General features: G+C 39.3%; 13 protein-coding genes. 2 read left to right on the top strand and 11 right to left on the bottom strand.

Features of this window, described 5'->3' with window-relative positions:
• Positions 1-75: 75 nt before the first annotated feature.
• The 10 genes from FHX64_RS07655 to FHX64_RS07610 all read right to left on the bottom strand — a co-directional run bounded on the left by FHX64_RS07655 (position 76) and on the right by FHX64_RS07610 (position 12,166).
• A complete protein-coding gene (locus FHX64_RS07655) occupies positions 76-1,176 on the bottom strand; it encodes a Fic family protein (RefSeq protein WP_221202162.1) in 1,101 nt (366 codons plus the stop codon).
• Between the two features lie 762 nt (positions 1,177-1,938).
• Complete coding sequence (locus FHX64_RS07650; RefSeq protein ID WP_183413174.1) at positions 1,939-2,898, bottom strand: Fic family protein; 960 nt, start codon at positions 2,896-2,898, stop codon at positions 1,939-1,941.
• Between the two features lie 227 nt (positions 2,899-3,125).
• Complete coding sequence (locus FHX64_RS07645) at positions 3,126-3,632, bottom strand: hypothetical protein (protein ID WP_183413173.1); 507 nt, start codon at positions 3,630-3,632, stop codon at positions 3,126-3,128.
• A 10-nt stretch (positions 3,633-3,642) separates the two neighbouring features.
• Positions 3,643-4,032, bottom strand: a complete 390-nt coding sequence (locus tag FHX64_RS07640) for a hypothetical protein (protein WP_183413172.1) — start codon at positions 4,030-4,032, stop codon at positions 3,643-3,645.
• 159 nt (positions 4,033-4,191) lie between these two features.
• Positions 4,192-5,670, bottom strand: a complete 1,479-nt coding sequence (locus tag FHX64_RS07635; protein ID WP_183413171.1) for an IS1182 family transposase — start codon at positions 5,668-5,670, stop codon at positions 4,192-4,194.
• A gap of 282 nt (positions 5,671-5,952) precedes the next feature.
• Positions 5,953-6,636, bottom strand: coding sequence for a methyltransferase family protein (locus tag FHX64_RS07630; protein ID WP_183413170.1), 684 nt, complete (start codon positions 6,634-6,636; stop codon positions 5,953-5,955).
• 287 nt (positions 6,637-6,923) lie between these two features.
• A complete protein-coding gene (locus FHX64_RS07625; RefSeq protein WP_221202161.1) occupies positions 6,924-8,654 on the bottom strand; it encodes a tyrosine-type recombinase/integrase in 1,731 nt (576 codons plus the stop codon).
• 548 nt (positions 8,655-9,202) lie between these two features.
• Positions 9,203-10,198 carry a FecCD family ABC transporter permease gene (locus FHX64_RS07620; protein ID WP_183413169.1) on the bottom strand — a complete coding sequence of 332 codons (996 nt, stop codon included), beginning with the start codon at positions 10,196-10,198 and terminating at the stop codon, positions 9,203-9,205.
• A 9-nt stretch (positions 10,199-10,207) separates the two neighbouring features.
• Positions 10,208-10,837, bottom strand: a complete 630-nt coding sequence (locus tag FHX64_RS07615) for an O-methyltransferase (RefSeq protein ID WP_183413168.1) — start codon at positions 10,835-10,837, stop codon at positions 10,208-10,210.
• A gap of 33 nt (positions 10,838-10,870) precedes the next feature.
• Positions 10,871-12,166 (bottom strand): UDP-N-acetylmuramoyl-tripeptide--D-alanyl-D-alanine ligase, encoded by a 1,296-nt coding sequence (locus FHX64_RS07610; protein WP_183413167.1) that lies wholly within the window; start codon positions 12,164-12,166, stop codon positions 10,871-10,873.
• A 267-nt stretch (positions 12,167-12,433) separates the two neighbouring features.
• On the opposite strand from FHX64_RS07610, the gene secDF reads away from it, so the two are divergent.
• Together secDF and FHX64_RS07600 are read left to right on the top strand one after the other, a co-directional pair.
• The gene (gene secDF / locus FHX64_RS07605; protein WP_183413166.1) at positions 12,434-15,448 is read left to right on the top strand and encodes a protein translocase subunit SecDF; all 3,015 of its coding nucleotides are present in this window, start codon (positions 12,434-12,436) and stop codon (positions 15,446-15,448) included.
• Between the two features lie 739 nt (positions 15,449-16,187).
• Positions 16,188-16,556, top strand: coding sequence for a hypothetical protein (locus FHX64_RS07600; RefSeq protein ID WP_183413165.1), 369 nt, complete (start codon positions 16,188-16,190; stop codon positions 16,554-16,556).
• A gap of 276 nt (positions 16,557-16,832) precedes the next feature.
• On the opposite strand, the gene FHX64_RS07595 is transcribed toward FHX64_RS07600, so the two are convergent.
• The gene (locus FHX64_RS07595; RefSeq protein WP_183413164.1) at positions 16,833-17,147 is read right to left on the bottom strand and encodes an isoprenylcysteine carboxylmethyltransferase family protein; all 315 of its coding nucleotides are present in this window, start codon (positions 17,145-17,147) and stop codon (positions 16,833-16,835) included.
• Positions 17,148-17,168 lie beyond the last annotated feature (21 nt).

The raw sequence follows: 17,168 nt of genomic DNA, 5'->3' as shown, positions 1-17,168 counted from the left end.
TACGGTTGGCAAGCTCAATTTCTTCATTTTTTGGGATAGACGTTAGGCGTGTGTTAGTGCTGGGACTTTGTTCAATCAGTTGGTCTTCAATTCATAATTTGTACTTCGACCCCCTTGTTCAGTTTTTGCCAGAATTCCTTTTCCTATTAAATCCTGAATGTCACGTAACGCTGTGTCTTGTGAACATTTTCCGATCTTTGCCCATTTTGTCGTATTTAGCACTCCTTCGAAGTCGTTCATTATCATGTTTAGTATTTTTCGCTGTCTGTCATTTATTGTCACTTTTGAGTTTCGTAGCCAGAATTCGTGTTTATAAATAACTTTTTCAAGTAGTTTCTCCGAACTTTCAATCGAATGTAATAAACAATTCAAGAACCATTCGAGCCAGCTTGTTATGTCTAAACTTCCTTTTTGTGTTTTCTCTAATATGTCATAATACGAACTTCTCTCTTTCCGTATTTGAGTCGACATGCTGTAAAATCGGTACGATTGTTCGTCAGAACGAGCAAGCAACATATCGCTTAATGCGCGAGAAATTCTTCCGTTTCCGTCTTCAAACGGGTGAAGCGTCACAAACCACAAGTGTGCAATCGCAGCCTTTAGAACCGAATCAACATTTTGTTCCAAATTAAACCAATCGAAGAAGATTCGCATTTCATTTTCAAGTTGACTTGCCGGTGGAGCCTGATAATGGACCTTTTCTTTTCCTAATGCTCCAGACATAACTTGCATCGGACCTGTAGAGTCATCTCTCCAATTTCCTGTGATTATTTTATACATTAAATTGTATCCACCCGAAAATAATGCTGCATGCCATGAAAATAATCTGTCTTTGTCAAGTTCTTTGTCGAAATTCCTTGTCGCATCAAGTAGCATTTCTACAACACCATCCACGTTTCTTTCAGAATATACCAATCCTGAGACATCAAGTCCTAAACGTCTGGCAATTGAAGATCGAACCTGTTCGGGATCTAATATTTCACCTTCAATTTCAGTCGATTTAATGATTTCCAGGGTCAGGATTTCAAGATTCGCTTGGTCTCGAAGTTCAAAACCCAAAGCCCCCATTTTTCCAATTAATCTGCCTTGTTTGTTACGGACAAGAGAAAGTAATGGTAAAAGTTTGTCACTATTCCACTCAAAAGTCGGCCAATTTTTATTTTCGTATAGATACATCGTTATTCTCCGCTAAATTTGCGGCTAATATAGGGTTTATTCTCCGCATAACAAAATAATCTACGCAAATAATGCGGATAATAGTCGATTTAATCCCCGCAACTGTCATTTTTTTGCCCTTGCCCCTAACGATCGGGACTATGCGTACTTGCGGTCACCGTTGCACGGGATGTTCCATTTGCGGGAGCGTTGACTGTCGCACCTTTGTCTGAACTACGATTTAATCAGATCAATGATTCAGCAGATTAGATCATTCATCTTTAATTTCAGTTGTTTTTTGGTTATTGTAGAGACAACGCATGCGTTGTTCTCTACTAAACGCCCTATATCTATGGAACAGATAATCACCTGCTGTTTGTTTCCTGTCCAATCCGGGCTTATACATGTAATGCCACAATCCTCTCGTTCTCTCCCTTGTTTGGCGCAACTATTTTACGGTGCCCTAACTATTGAGGTTATCAACTTCCATGCAGTTACAAACTGATTCTATTTCCAGTCCAAGTCTCCGCTACGCTTAGACTTGAACTAACAATCGGAACACTTGCGTCAGTGAAACTTTTATCTATCTTGTAGTCTTTCTTTCTCCTTCAAGCGGAACACTAAAACACACCGCTTTTCCCATAGTTATCTTCCTCTTCTTTACACTCGTTAGTGGATGTCCCTGCTTATCGGGAATTAAGTTCAACCTGCCTTTCATGCTGCGTCGTAGATCCCGATCTTATCGGGAGTCGTTCCGACTGCACGAAAGTCTATGTGTTATGTTTAGTTTTTATATCGATACTTTGTCAAACGTTTCTCTCCAGTTTTTTCAATGACTTCATTATTTACGGCTTCCTTTAAATCTCTACTGGCAGTTGCAGTTGAGATTTCTTTATTATGTCTTAAATAGTCTTGTCTTGTAAATGATTCATTTCCAATAAAGTTTTTAAAAATACTTATTCTGTCGATACTAGTTAATGTTTGGTTTTGGGTCTTCAATAAATCTTCTAAAGCAATATCGATAATTTTAAGCATGAATTCAATAAAACCAGTAGATTTCCCCTGATTATCTGATTTTCCAAGAACATCATAATATTCTTGTTGGCGTTCTTTAATAAGTGATTCTATCGGTAAGTATTCAAAAACTGGAGAATAGTCTTTTAATATCATAGTTTGCCATAATCGTCCCATTCTTCCATTTCCGTCAATAAATGGGTGAATAAATTCAAATTCATAATGAAATACACAACTTTTTATTAGCAATATATCGTTGTCGTTTTTTAGGTAATCAAACAAATCTTTCATTAAAGGAAAAACGATATCTCCTGAAGGTGCTACATGTGTGATATTATTTCCTTTCATAATTCCAACTGCTGTTTTTCGGAATTGTCCAGCATTTTCTATTAATGTGTTCATTAATATTCCATGTGCACGACATAAAGAGTCTATTTCATATGCATTAAATTCATTAAGCTTAGAATAAAGTTCGATAGCATTCTTTACTTCAATAATGTCTTTTGGAGGAGCAAGCACTCTTTTGTTATTAATCAAATCGGTAATCTGCTCAACTGTAAGAGTATTTCCTTCAATTTCAAGTGATGATTGAATTGATTTTATTCTGTTTCGTTTTCGTAATTCAGTAGGTGGTTTAATTAGTTTTGCAGATTTTACTTCGCCTATCTTTTCTGAAATAGAGGAAGTCAATTTTAAAATCTCACTTGTTATTTCATACGGTGGTTTCATGTTCTTTGATTTATGATAGTATCATTTGATAGTATCAAAGATAGACAATTCTACTGAGATTGCAATACTTGATTCATTTTTTAAAATTAAACATAACGTTAAGTATATGCAAAGTAGGCGATTGCGGGCTTCAAACTTATCAAACCGTTAAGATTTTGAAGCGGGCTGAAACCGTTAAATTTACTACTATTTCGCCTATTTTGTATATACATTGTTATGCACAGGTTTTATTCTTCTATTTCGATGAATATTGATATGCAGTCGTGTTTTAGTGATTCAGTCAATAATTGTTTCTGGTCACTCTCTAAGAACTCTATACTTTCAATGATTCTATCGTCTTTTATGTCAACACCAAGACCTCTTAATTCGTCCGCTTCTTTTGTAGGTATTTGATAACCTTTGTTTACTTTGTGATGTGCAGTCCCGTCTAAATTTACTGCATAAATTTCTTGCTTTCCATTAGAAGGAATTACGTGATAGTGTCCTTTTACAGGAGGATTTGTCAATTCCGGGTGCAAATAATATCTGTTATTTGTCTTTTTGAAATTTTTAATACTCTCGTGCTCCAACAAAGAGTTTCCAAAGTCAAACGTTACCTCTATCAAATACGTTTCTTTAGCGTCTACGCCAGTAGGTCTAAGTCCTGCTAGTTCTTGAAACCGTTTTACATATGGTCTGAAGTTTCTGTCCGCAACATCTTCAATGAATTGCTGATAGTTTTTAATTTTTGCCATAGTTTAAAGTTTAATAGTGTCCAACATATTTACCGTCAGCATTCAAAGTAGTTTGGAATACTGCGAATTCTTTTTTGCCTTTTATTTTTTTTGATTTCAAATTGTTTATTAGGTAGCTATCAGCGTCTATTCTGGTGTCAAATTGTGGAGAAACAACATTTTCAGGCATCAATGTTTGACCATTCCAATTGCACTCCCATACAGCATAGAACAAACCAACTGATTTTCTTATTGTCTCCATTCTCGTTTTGTTGTTGGTCAACTCTTCAATATGTCCTGCTATAGTATTTTTGTTCTCATCTTTAGCGGATAGATGACCAATCTCAACAGTCAAATTATTATTTGCTTGCTGAAGCTTCATTATTTCCTGAATCGCTTTTTGAATTTCAATGTCGTTCATTTTGTGTCGTTTTTAAACTTGTGCATAACGCGAGTCTGCGCAAAAACGCCTCTAATTCCCGTTATAGTCAATTTTTATATCATTTCAGGCTTCCATAGCTTTCGTTTGTTGAATGCCATTTTTCAGCCATTGGTTTTCAAATTCATTTTCATTAATTGCTTAAATGGCCTTTAAACAAGCCCATTTCGGGTAAAGCAAAGCCATTATTTCCAGAATGAATTTTTTCAGGGCATTTATCCCTCCGTCAATCTTGGCCAACCGGCTCAGGTTGTAGCCGATAAATACCAAACTTACTTCACCCAATACATTTTTCTTTCCCCGGGTCAGTACGTAATCAAATCCCCGTTGCCGTTTGAGTGTGCCCCACGGATGCTCGGCCAATTGCTGGCGTTGTTTGTAGTAGGCCGGATTCTCCTTTACTCGTTGGTTGTTCTGTTCTACATCCGCAGCAAACTCACTGCGGTCTATATTTCTGCCGTTATTTTTACTTTTGGTACACAAACTATGCATTTCGCACAGGCGACATTTCGCCGGGTTGTTGTATCGTTGAAACTTGTAAGCCGACTTATATCCTTTGCTGCTATGCGTGAGCCAGGTGCCATTGGTTGTAAGTGTTTCTCCTGCCGGACAAGTGTAACAATCTTTTTCAGTGTCGTACACAAAACTTGTTATCGGAAAAATATCCGGATCATTCGAAGTCGGCTCTTTGGGCGACACATAGGTGGTGATTCCGTTTTGTTCACACTGCCTGATCTGTTCCCCTGTATGATAACCTTTGTCTGCCAGTACATCCATTTGCTCCACCTGCAACACTTCTTTGGTGGCAACAGCCACTGTGCCCAATGCATTGGTATCGTTTACTCCTCCTGTATCAAAATGGGCAATGAGCTTGTTTTTGGCATCCACCGAAGCCTGTATATTATATCCCACCACGGTTATTCCCCGTTGTAACACTACCGATTGTGCATCCTGGTCTGTTGTGCTTATCTGGTCTTTGCCTGTTTCTTTGAGTTCGGCTTCGATAGCCTGATATTTCTCCATGCGACTTTGCTGTACGGCTATTTTATCTTTCAGTACTGTTTTTTGTTCCTGCGAATCGGCCTCGTCCAGTGCATCTTCAAATTCTTTTATTCTGCCGTCGATATATTCCAGCTGACGGTCTATCTTTTTCTGATTGTAATTGTGCTTGAGTGAGTTTTGTGCCCTCACTTTAAAGGAATCAATGGCAATGGTTTTTCCTTCCATCAAGCCCAACTCTTTGAGCAGAAAAACAAACTTGCGAAAGATCGCTTTGAAGCTTTCGGCATATTCTTTTCGGAACATACAGATGGTGCGTGCCGAAGGTGTCTGCTCACACAAGAGCCAGCGAACTTCCAGATTCAACCTAGCTTCACGTTCCATCTTACGAGAAGAGCGAATACCATACCTGTAGCCATAGAAATACAACTTCATTAGCACAGCAGGATGATAGGGCGGACGACCTTCTTCCTTCAGCTTTACGTTCCGAAATCCGAAACTCTCCAAATCGATGGTATCTACAAAGTAATCAATTACCCGAACGAAACTGTCGGCTTCTACCATTTGCTCCAAACAGAACATTTGAAGCTGATTTCGTTCTTCGCCTTGTATGTGTTGCATAATTCTGTTGTTGAATGTATTATGCTATAAATTTACAAAATATTGCTCACATACACAAGTAATTAATCACTTTTCTTTTAGTAGTCCTAATCTCTTAGTCAAAAACATCCGCTGATGTTTTTGCGCAGTCTGACGTTGGCAATATGGCCTGAAAGGGAGTGCGGAGAGCATCACTATCAAGATACAATGAAATTGATGCGGGTGATGAACTACGCATACCAGAAATGCCCTTTTTGGCTATATTGCGTGTTAGCAACTGTGCATATTTATAATTTTAAATCATTACCATACATAAGGAATAATCTTATATCGAGTTTTTCCCGAATATTCGAGATAACCCTTCAATTCATTCTTTAATGTTCTATCCTCTAAATTTGTTCTAACAAACAACAGTATAATTAAAACACATATCGGTATGACACTCCATAATGAACCAAAAAGTAATGGAAATCCAAGAGATTCAATTACTGAACTCATATAAGCTGGATGTCGAACTATCTTATATAATCCTGTATCACAAACAATATGTTGTCTATCGGCTTGGATTCTTACTGTACTCGAGAAAAACTTATTCTGTCTTTGAGCAATAAGAAATATTAATTGTCCTAAAGCTGTTAGAAATATTCCTAAAAGATATATGCTCCAATGAAAATTTGGCGACCAATGATAACGGCCAGAATCGAGTCCAGCAACTATACACATCGATATTTTAACAAATAAAATTAACCCCAATATTATCTTATCCCAATCCTTAGTATTTTCTCCAATCTTTGAACGCTCTTTTAATAGTTCAGAATCTATCCTCAAATCAGTGTATTTTAATATCACATACATGATAAGCCCGATCAAAACATAAACCAATCCTTGCCAATAATTTAATCGACCAGCACATACAAATAAGATTACATAGAATAAGAAGTATAAGAAAGAACTAAAAAATAATTTAATAAGATAATTTATTCTCATAATTCTAAAATTTACAGATGTGAATGCCTTTCATTGCATAGTTGCTAACATCTATGTATGCGCTATCCAATTCCTGTATGCGCAACTGAGTTGCGTATATATCCGCCTTATGGGTGCATGTTTGTTGTTGTAATAAATTGAAATATAATTGTTTATTGTAAAGTAGGCGTTTTTTATTTATTGCGTATATTGGAATAAGCATAGTTGATTATTAGATGCTCTTTGTGTTTTATGTAATAAATTTCGCCCGCAAGATAAATATTGTTTTTCTATTGTCCAAATCATATTTACAAAATGGTTAATTTATCCAGGGGACTAACTATCTGGTCGAATCCTTTGGTAGTTATATGCGTATAAATCTCTGTCGTTTTGCTACTTGCGTGTCCAAGTAGATTTTGTATGTATCGTAAATCCGTACCCGCTTCGAGCAGATGCGTCGCAAAACTATGTCGCAATGTATGTACGGTAATATGTTTTTTGATACCGGCTTTTTCTACTGATTTTCGTAATATCTCTTGTATACTTCGCGCTGCATATTGTTCTCCTTTTGCCCCTTCAAATATCCACACTTTAGGTTTATACTGCAAAAAGTACTTACGGAGTATTCCCAATGTTTTATTGCTAAGCAAAGTATATCTGTCTTTTTTGCCTTTCCCCTGTTCAACTCGTATTTGCATACGCTGAGAATCAATGTCCTTTATTTTTAAATTAATTGCTTCTCCTATACGTAAACCTGCCGAATAGATAGTCATCAATATGGCTTTGTGTTTCAGGTTTTCGGTGGCGTTGAGTATGGCGGTTACTTCTTCGGTACTTAGCACTTCTGGCAGGAACTTCTCTTCACGCGGACGGTCAATCAGATACACTTTCCGACTACCACCCAGTATCCGTTCGTAGTAAAATTTAATAGCATTGATGGACTGGTTTTGATACGAGGTGGACACATGCCGTTCGGTTACTAAATAGCGTAAAAAGTCAATAATCATTCGTTCGGTAATATCATCAAAATCAACTTCATCGTAATAATTGATAAATTCTTCAAACATACCCCTGTACACTTCCAGCGTGTTCTTGCTGTAACGCAACTCTCTGAGTTTGTCGATATAGGTTTGCGGACAGTAACGATAGTTTTGTATATCCAATTTCGACTTACGGGGTAGTACCTTCAGTTTTTTTTCTTCATGATAAATAAGGAGCAATGCATTTTGTTCGGCAAGACGTTTTACTTCATCCAAAAACTTTTCGGAATAGGGTATTTCCCAACATCGTTTATCTCCATTCCACTTGCAATAAGGTATTTGCTTTAGTTGCTGACTTAAGTTTTTATTAAAACTGAAATAGAGATTCAATAGCAAGTTTGAGTTATTTATAACTATAAATTCATCTTTGCCACACTTGGGGTTATCGTTGTCGAAAGTGCCAATTGGCTTATGTTCTGTTAGTTTTACATTTCGCTCAGCAAAATAGTTTTTCAATTTATCTGCATTATTCCCAAAGTTCGGAACAGTCCAGTAAAATTGCGTCTTATTCCAGTGTGCATACTTAAACGAACGGATAAATTGTAAATCGGTTTCGTTTTTAGGCATTTTTACTACTATTTGTTTGCCTGATACAGCAATTTCAATGCAGGGCGTAGTTGCAGGTTGAGTCTTGCTATTTCCTAATGCAACATGCGTCTGTATTCTTTTTTTTAAAACAGGAATGAGTATCGGGCTATTTTCGGGTATGTTACGAGTATGCTCATATACAACATCTGGAAATAGTTTTTTCAACTGAGCAAACGCTTCTTTCGTGTAAGGAATATGCCAGGCGTTAAGCGTCCGGCTCCATCGGATGTCTGGTATTAGTTTTAGTTTCGTAATGTACTCTGTATTGTACGGAAAGTCAATGCAGATGCGCATTTCGTTGCGATGAGTAATTTTGAAAGCATTCATTCTTGCTATTCTAACGTAATATCCTCTAATGGATTCAACCGACCATTTGAGATCAATTTTTTCATTACCTCCTATTTGTTCCAAAGGTCAATATTATTTTTTTAATTTCCAACTTTTTTCTGCACATTTTTGCAGAAAACATGATTAAATACAACCTAAGTAATGGAAAATAAAAATGATATCCGCAAAGCGGCCTGCTTATACGTAAAGCCTTTCAAACAAATGAGCCCCTCCGGTGAGCACAAACAAGTGAAGCAGATGGTTAAAATTGTTCTTGTTTGAGCGATTTGAGCCAATGAACGCTAATTTTTTGAGCGAAAGCGGATGCAGTCTTGAAAAGCACGCTTCAGTGAGGGCAGAGACAAAATCTCATTTTGGTTCTGCCGAACATAGTGCTTTCATCGAAGTTAATTTTTTGCTTCCTTTTTGTGTCAAGGCACAAAGCAGGTCGGGATTGAATGGACGGATGCCTCTTGTAAGACAAGTTGTTGTATGTTCCTGATAATCAATTGTTCCATTTTAAAAAATTGCATGTTTGCAGGTGTTGTATAACATGCGAAAATTCAATAGTTGAATAGTGTAGCGTGTAAATTATCACACGCTGAAACACCTGAGAAAATTGAGAAGTTATGTTATGACCGTTGTTTGAGTACCACCCAGATGATTAACGGGGCTCCAAATAACGCGCTGATTGCATTGAGAGGTAGTGGATAGGCGGTTTGCTGAGAGATAATATCGCATATCAGAAGCAAAGCCACCCCGCAAAGAAGCGTCCCCGGTGTGATAATCCGGTGGTTGGAGGTTTGGAACAAGGCTCGGGCCAGATGAGGTACGGCGACACCGATAAAAGCAATAGGCCCGGTGAATGCCGTTGTTGCACCGGCCAGAATGCCTGTGAGGGCAATCATGACGAGCCGGGTCGATCGCACCGACACACCAAGCCCTTGTGCATAATGTTCACCTAATAACATGGCATTCAGCTTTTTTTGCAATGTCAGCGTAATAAGCAGTCCTAGTACAATGATTGGGATCAGGATCTGTAATTGGTACCATGTGACGGCACTCAGGCTGCCAAAAGTCCACACAACAAATAGTTTTACGGCATCAGGATTGCTTAGGTTCTGTAAAATACTTACCACGGCACCTACGATACCCGAAAACATCAGTCCGATAATGAGTAGCGTGACCGTCTGTTTTAACCGGGCAGCTACACCTAAAATTAGCAGTAAGACCAAAAGCGCTCCGGCTACAGCAGCCAGGATAAGTCCCCAACGGCTTTCAATCCATGCGGCAGAAAACCACGAAGCAGCCATGACATAAAGTGCAACGCCCATACTGGCTCCTGAAGTGACGCCAAGAACATCGGGGCCTGCGAGTGGATTTCGGAAAAAAGTCTGCATCAACAAACCTGCGACAGATAAGGCGGCTCCGGTTAAGATAGCTGTTATCGCTTTCGGTAACCTGAACTGCATGATGATATCCGAATATAATCCGTTATGATGAGGATGTAACAAAGCTTCAAAAACCGATTTCATCGGAATGGCTACACTGCCGAAAGCAATATCGCTAATGGCAAGTGTTATGCAGAGTATCGAGAGTACGGTAAATAGGAGTTTGTTACGTGACATGTCTTTCGTTTATTTTTTCATGAGCAGGGTTAGCCCGTCGCGCATGGGGATAATGGCTTTTTCCACGCGGTGATCATGGGCAATATGGTCGTTGAACCGTTGTATTCCAGCCGTTTGTTTATCTCCGGAGTGAGGCTCAGATAGTACTTTGTCTCCCCATAGCGTGTTGTCTGCTAAAATAAAACCGCCTTTTCTTACCAGAGGCAGAACAGCTTCATAATCTTCTGTATATTGCCGTTTGTCTGCATCCATATAAACCAGATCAAATGGCCCTTGCAGTTGTGGAATGATATCCAGTGTATTGCCTATATGCAATCGTATTTTTGCCCCGTCAGACGATTGTACAAAAAAACGCCGGATCATTGCTTCCAGTTCATCGTCTATTTCAATGGTGTGCAGCTCTCCGTCGGGAGGAAGCACACTGGCCATGCACAATGTGGCATATCCCGTGAAGGTGCCCAGTTCGAGAATCCGCTTTGGTTGTAACATGCGGCAAAACATAACCAGCGCTCTGCCCTGTATATGTCCGGTAGCCATACGGGGATTGATCTGAGTCAGATGGGTTTCACGAAAAAGTGTGTTTAGCAATGGATCTTCCGGATCAAGATGTTGCAGAATATAGTTTTCAAGTGCATCCATAGGCTGCAAATAGTTATACTTGGCTCAGTTTTGTTATAAACCGGGAAGGCATTTTTCGAGATGCATGCCATGCGACCCTTTTACCAATAGGGAGAATCCTTGTAATGGATGTTTTTCCAGATATTCCATCAAAGCATCTGTTGAAGGAAATCTGTCGAATGGCGAGTTTGTCCGGGAGAATTGTTCCCCGACCAGTAATACTTTGTCAAACTGTGCTTCTTTTAACATCTCCACGATGGCTTGGTGTTCTGTGGCAGCGTAATCGCCTAACTCAAGCATATCCGCCAGAATTACCCCTTTGGGAGAACCATCTATTTGCTGAAAGTTGCTGATGGAGGCCTTCATACTGCTCGGATTTGCATTATAGGTGTCAATGATGAGCCGGTTGTGAGGGGTTTCCATAAATTGTGACCGATGATTGGTCGGTTCATATGCTTCTAACGCTTCACGGATATGGGACGGTGAAATGCCGAAAAATGTCCCTATACAAATGGCAGCAGCCACGTTTTCAGTGTTGTAATTTCCAATCAGATGCATGTTTATTTCATGAATAGCATTCGCATCCCGTTTCTTCCATGTAATGGAAAGAAAAGGGGAATCCCCGGTGGCTTCTGCCTGTATTAATGCAGAAGTATCCGATTGTGTGCTATATCCAATGATGTGTTCTTTGTCGGCCAGACCCATCAGGATAGGATTATCTGTATGAACAAACAACGAACCTTTGTGGGCCCGGATGTAATCATATAGCTCGCCTTTTGTCCTGATAACTCCTTCAAACGATCCGAATCCTTCAAGATGCGCTTTCCCGATATTGGTAATAACGCCAAAATCGGGCGCTGCAATTTCTGCTAAGGTGCGTATTTCTCCCGGATGATTTGCTCCCATTTCGATCACAGCCATTTGATGCGTCAGTTTGAGCTGTAGCAATGTCAGTGGTACTCCGATGTGATTGTTGAGGTTCCCCTGGGTGAACAGTGTGTTGAATTGTTTATTCAGTACAGCGGCGATTAGTTCTTTCGTGGTTGTCTTTCCGTTTGTTCCTGTAATGGCAATGACAGGAATATTGAGTAGTAGCCGGTGGTAATGCGCTAATTGTTGCAACTGGCGCAGTGCGTTGTCGACCACGATGAATCGTCCGTCGATCGCATAATCCGGATTATCAATTACGGCATACTTGCATCCGTTTTCTAAAGCTTTCAGTGCAAATTGATTCCCGTCGAATGAATCGCCTTTTATGGCGAAGAAGAGCGCTCCTTCTTTGCAACGGCGGCTATCAATGGTAACTTCCGAACAAGAAGTAAAGATTTCGTATAAAGACTCAACAGGCATGGCAATGATTTGTTATGAGTTGGTTCTTCCAATAGTAATGAATCATGGGAAAAGTCATTTAGCGACCATTCTCCCTGGTTCCTGAAGAATGTTGTTGCAAAGGTACGTAAATATTTGGTTGGTATTCGCCGTATTGTGCCGGTTGGCCTGTTTGAAAAATCTTTCCGGGTGCATTTTACTATTATTAAAAAATCGCTATATTTGCAAGCTCAAAATAAAGAGGGGAATTTATTTATCCATTAATATATTACATTAAACTAGTTTCTCATGCAAAACAAAGGATTTGTTCAGGTATTAGCTGTACTGCTTCTTTTGGTCTGCTTCTTCTATTTATCATTTAGCGTTGTCACTAACCATTACAACAAGTTAGCCATTGCTTATGCTGAAAGACCTGGCACCAACCAAGTGGACAGTGCGCTTTACAACAGGTATATCGATTCAATCTCACCCCGAAAAGTGTGGTTTGGATATACATACAAGGAGTGTTTGGACAAGGAGCTCAACTTAGGCCTTGACCTTAAAGGAGGTATGAATGTCGTGCTCGAAGTTTCTCAGGCTGACATTTTACGTTCACTGGCGGTTCCCAATCCTCCTGAAAATTTCAATAAAGCTTTAGCAATGGCTCAAAAAGCAGAAGCTTCGAGCCAGAAAGATTTTCTGACGCTTTTTGAAGAATCGTATTTACAACTCGATCCTAATGCGAAACTATCTACGCTTTTTAGTACTTACGACAAAAGAGATCAGATTCCGTTGAGCGCTACAAATGAGCAGGTCATGGCGGTGCTGAGAAAAGATGTTTCAAGTGCAATTGATAACTCATTTAATGTGTTGCGTTCGCGTATCGACCGTTTTGGCGTTGTACAGCCGGACATTCAAAAACTGGAGAATACAGGACGTATCTTGATTGAATTACCGGGCGTGAAAGATCCGGAACGTGTACGGAGATTGCTTCAGGGTACAGCTAACCTCGAATTCTGGGAAACCTATAATATCCAGGAAATTTATCCTGCATTGGCAAGTGCCAACAACACATTGGTAGACATTTTGTCTTCTGCTTCAAAAAATACAGCTGATACAACGCAGACAGCTAAGGCTTCTACGGCGAAAACAGAGGTTGCTAAACCTGCGGTTCATCAAAGTAAGGAAGATTCTCTGGCTGCTTTGATTAAAGAAAATAGCACAAAAGCATCTCCCGATCAGCAAAATATGGCTGCATTCAAGAAAAAGAACCCGTTGTTCGGTATTTTACTTGATGTCAACCCTCAGGGGAGTGGACCTCGCGTAGGTATTGCCCTGGCTGCGGATACTTCTACCATAGACAATTATTTGAATATGCCTCAGATCAAAGCATTGTTCCCCGCTGATTTGTCATTGAAATGGGGAGTAAAGTCGATTGATCCCAAAGGTCAGTATTTTGAATTAATTGCTTGTAAAAGCACTACGAAAGAAGGCCCCGCTCTGCAAGGGAATGTGGTTACGGATGCAAATGCCGATTATAGCCAATACGGTTCGAACTCCGTGGTTGATATGAAGATGAATTCATCTGGTGCTAATACCTGGGCAATTTTGACCAAACAAAATATAGGTAAATGTGTGGCCATCGTGTTGGATAATTACGTATATTCTTATCCTGTTGTGAATCAGGAAATAACAGGAGGTAACAGTCAGATTTCGGGTCGGTTTACCGTTGAAGAGGCCAAAGACTTGGCCAATGTGTTGAAATCGGGTCGTATGCCTGCTCCTGCACGTATTGTTCAGTCAGATACTGTTGGTCCGTCCCTGGGGGCACAATCCATTCATGATGGTTTGATTTCTTTTGTCATTGCATTCTTGCTCGTGCTTCTCTTTATGGTATTCTACTATGGATGGATTCCGGGTTTGATTGCTGACGGCGCTTTGCTCATTAACGTGATTTTCATCATGGGTATTCTTGCCTCTTTCAGAGCGGTACTTACCCTGCCGGGTATTGCCGGTATTGTGTTAACGTTAGGTATGGCGGTCGATGCAAACGTACTGATTTATGAACGTATTCGTGAGGAAAAAGAAGCCGGTAAAAATCAACGGAAAGCAATTTCCGAAGGATTTAAGAATGCATTCTCTGCAATTTTCGACTCAAATGCTACTTCATTGTTGACAGGTATCATTCTGTTCATTTTTGGTACAGGTCCTATTAAGGGTTTTGCCACAACGTTCATTATCGGTATTTTAACTTCATTCTTTACCGCAGTATTCCTTTCGCATCTTGTGTACGATATCATGTCACAAAGGGAAAATATGAAGGATCTGCCATTTTCAACCCGCCTGACAAAGCATTGGTTGCTACATCCGAATATTAACTTTATCGGTGTCCGTAAAAAATGGTATATTGTATCCGGAGTTATTTTGCTTACTGGCGTTGTTTCTTTGGCAACAAGAGGATTAAGTATGGGTATCGATTTTAGTGGTGGACGCAACTATCAGGTGAAGTTCGATCATCAGGTCAATACGGATCAGGTTCGTAACTTGTTGAAAGGTGCATTTGATGGGAATGTGAGCGTTATCTCCATCGGAACAGATAATCGTCAGGTACGTATCTCTACCAACTATAAGATTGCAGATAACTCTACTACCATTGATGATCAGATTGAAACCATGATTTATAATGGGGTGAAACCGCTTTTGAGTCCATCTGTATCTCGCGATCAATTTGTGAGACATGAAATTATTAGTTCGCAGAAAGTAGGACCGGCAGTGGCCGAAGATATTAAGATTTCGGCTATTTGGGCAGTATTTTTAGCCGTAGTCGGCATTGCTCTTTATATCTTGCTTCGATTCCCCAGCTTTACATTCTCAGTGGGTGCGCTGGCATCATTGATGCATGACGTGTTGTTGGTTGTTGGCTTGTATTCCTTGTTATATAGCATTATGCCATTCTCCCTCGAGATCGACCAATCATTTATAGCGGCCATCCTGACCATTCTCGGGTATTCCATCAACGATACGGTGGTGATCTTCGACCGGATCAGGGAGTATCGAACGCTCTATCCGAAACGGGAGCTTAGCTCGTTGATGAATGAAGCTATGAACCACACGTTACGCCGAACCATTAATACATCGTTAAGTGTGGCATTGGTATTGTTGGCTATCTTCATCTTTGGTGGGGATGTAATCCGTGGATTTGTATTTGCTTTGCTGATTGGTGTGGTAACCGGAACCTATTCGTCTATCCTGGTAGCTTCATCCATTGCTTACGAGATGCAGCTATGGCAGGCTAAGCGGAAGAAACTGAAAGCTGCAAAATAATTGCTGTTTATTATAAATGACACTGCCTTCTGTGCGTTAGCATGGAAGGCAGTTTTTGTATATCCATTGAGTAAATCGGGTTATCTTGACGGAATGAGACTACTTGTCGTGTAAAGATAAAGCCTCGTGTTTTGATAGATATCAACTATCATCTCTTTGGGAATGCAGTGCTCTTTCAATCTGCAAAATCCGATGGTTTTAGAATGCCAATAGTAGACCTAATATCAATAAACATGAAACCATAAATAAGATTCCTATCCCAAGAAGGCATCCATTGATGGGCCGATATGACTGGATATATTCTTGTTCATAATAATCACGTAAATCATCCTGATTTGTCATTTTTCTATTGATTTGTCATTTTTGTGGCAAAACTATATCCACAACAAAGAAATCAAGTGTTGAACTTTTCACTTATAGTATCTGAATTGTTTGCGTTAAATGATAGAATGCCAGATGTCTGTGTTTTTTGTATAAGAAACTTTATCATGAACTTCAATTTTGATCTCCTGATAATCACGAATGGGTACTGAGGTCTCAGGATTGACGCCATATGTTTATGGATAAAAACGAAATCAGGTCGTTTGCCATCTAAGTAACTTGAAATTTTCCATTTATATTTGAGAACTTAGATGATATTGATGTATATTTACACATAAATAAGTTGCAAACATACAACTAATTGACGAAATAAAGAATCAAATGACGAAATATTTTATATGTTTTATGACATATTAATATGATAGGGGAGAGAATTGAACAAATAATTAAAGTGCTTTTCCATGGAAACGTTAGGCAGTTTTCTCTGAAAATAGGCGTTCCAAGCGGTCAAATCGCTAATTACATTAGAGGTAGGTCGAGTATTCCAAGAGCTGATGTAATTGAAAAGATTGTGCTTTCAATTGACGATATTAATGTAGATTGGTTGATTACCGGACGGGGGAATATGTTGAAAAGCGAGCAAAAAAAAGAACAGGCTCAAAGCCAAGTAGAGTGTTATTTGGAGAAAAAATTAAATGAGAAAGAAAAACGTATTGAGGAATTATTAATTGAACTTGGGAAGCAAATGTATGAGAATAAAATGCTGCTTGAAAGAAGTGTAAAGTAGCCATACAGTGTAATCCATATTCAGAAAATGTAAAAATATTGACACATAGAAGCTTGCATGTAAAGCTTTTTTTGTTTCAGGCTGTAACTGATCAAAGGTATTTGATTTGTTACAGTTTTTTATTTCTCCAAACAACCGGAAATAATAAACCGACTTTGGTTTTATACGCGATGTAATTATCTCCAAACCGGTTTTGTAAGTACGACTCTTCTTTTCTGATTAGAATTCTGAATGCAAGATACATAACCAACGGGATAGTCAGTAATAGCCATGATCTCAGTAAAAGCATGATGCCGGAGTGATGTACAGGATCCAGGAGGCATAGATTGGATGGCGGCATATGGCATAAATGCCTGTTGTACACAGAGCATCTTTTTGATAAGCCTTTTTTATAGCAATGAAAGAAAAGAGAAGACCCAGGATTCCGATTGCCAGTAACGTAATGCCGGCTATCGTCAATGCCGGATGAGGGAGTAGCCGGATTGTAAAATCAATGGAAAAGTACTTCTGGCACAGAGCTACGGGTATGGCATATCCTATGGTTATCACCACCAGTTTGGTACCTATGCCTGTGATTGACATTTGCTTCATGGGGATTGGTTTTACTGAGTT

It is taken from the genome of Microbacter margulisiae (genome assembly GCF_014192515.1).
Taxonomy (GTDB): Bacteria; Bacteroidota; Bacteroidia; order Bacteroidales; family Paludibacteraceae; genus Microbacter; species Microbacter margulisiae.
Note: the sequence above shows the minus strand (reverse complement) of the source record. Positions and strands in the feature narration are given on the sequence as shown.

Coding starts and splice junctions, on each gene's coding strand:
- FHX64_RS07615 (WP_183413168.1), bottom strand. CDS start 10,837: ATGGATGCACTTGAAAACTATATTCTGCAACATCTTGATCCGGAAGAT.
- FHX64_RS07640 (WP_183413172.1), bottom strand. CDS start 4,032: ATGAACGACATTGAAATTCAAAAAGCGATTCAGGAAATAATGAAGCTT.
- secDF (WP_183413166.1), top strand. CDS start 12,434: ATGCAAAACAAAGGATTTGTTCAGGTATTAGCTGTACTGCTTCTTTTG.
- FHX64_RS07635 (WP_183413171.1), bottom strand. CDS start 5,670: ATGCAACACATACAAGGCGAAGAACGAAATCAGCTTCAAATGTTCTGT.
- FHX64_RS07610 (WP_183413167.1), bottom strand. CDS start 12,166: ATGCCTGTTGAGTCTTTATACGAAATCTTTACTTCTTGTTCGGAAGTT.
- FHX64_RS07650 (WP_183413174.1), bottom strand. CDS start 2,898: ATGAAACCACCGTATGAAATAACAAGTGAGATTTTAAAATTGACTTCC.
- FHX64_RS07595 (WP_183413164.1), bottom strand. CDS start 17,147: ATGAAGCAAATGTCAATCACAGGCATAGGTACCAAACTGGTGGTGATA.
- FHX64_RS07600 (WP_183413165.1), top strand. CDS start 16,188: ATGATAGGGGAGAGAATTGAACAAATAATTAAAGTGCTTTTCCATGGA.
- FHX64_RS07655 (WP_221202162.1), bottom strand. CDS start 1,176: ATGTATCTATACGAAAATAAAAATTGGCCGACTTTTGAGTGGAATAGT.
- FHX64_RS07620 (WP_183413169.1), bottom strand. CDS start 10,198: ATGTCACGTAACAAACTCCTATTTACCGTACTCTCGATACTCTGCATA.
- FHX64_RS07645 (WP_183413173.1), bottom strand. CDS start 3,632: ATGGCAAAAATTAAAAACTATCAGCAATTCATTGAAGATGTTGCGGAC.
- FHX64_RS07630 (WP_183413170.1), bottom strand. CDS start 6,636: ATGAGAATAAATTATCTTATTAAATTATTTTTTAGTTCTTTCTTATAC.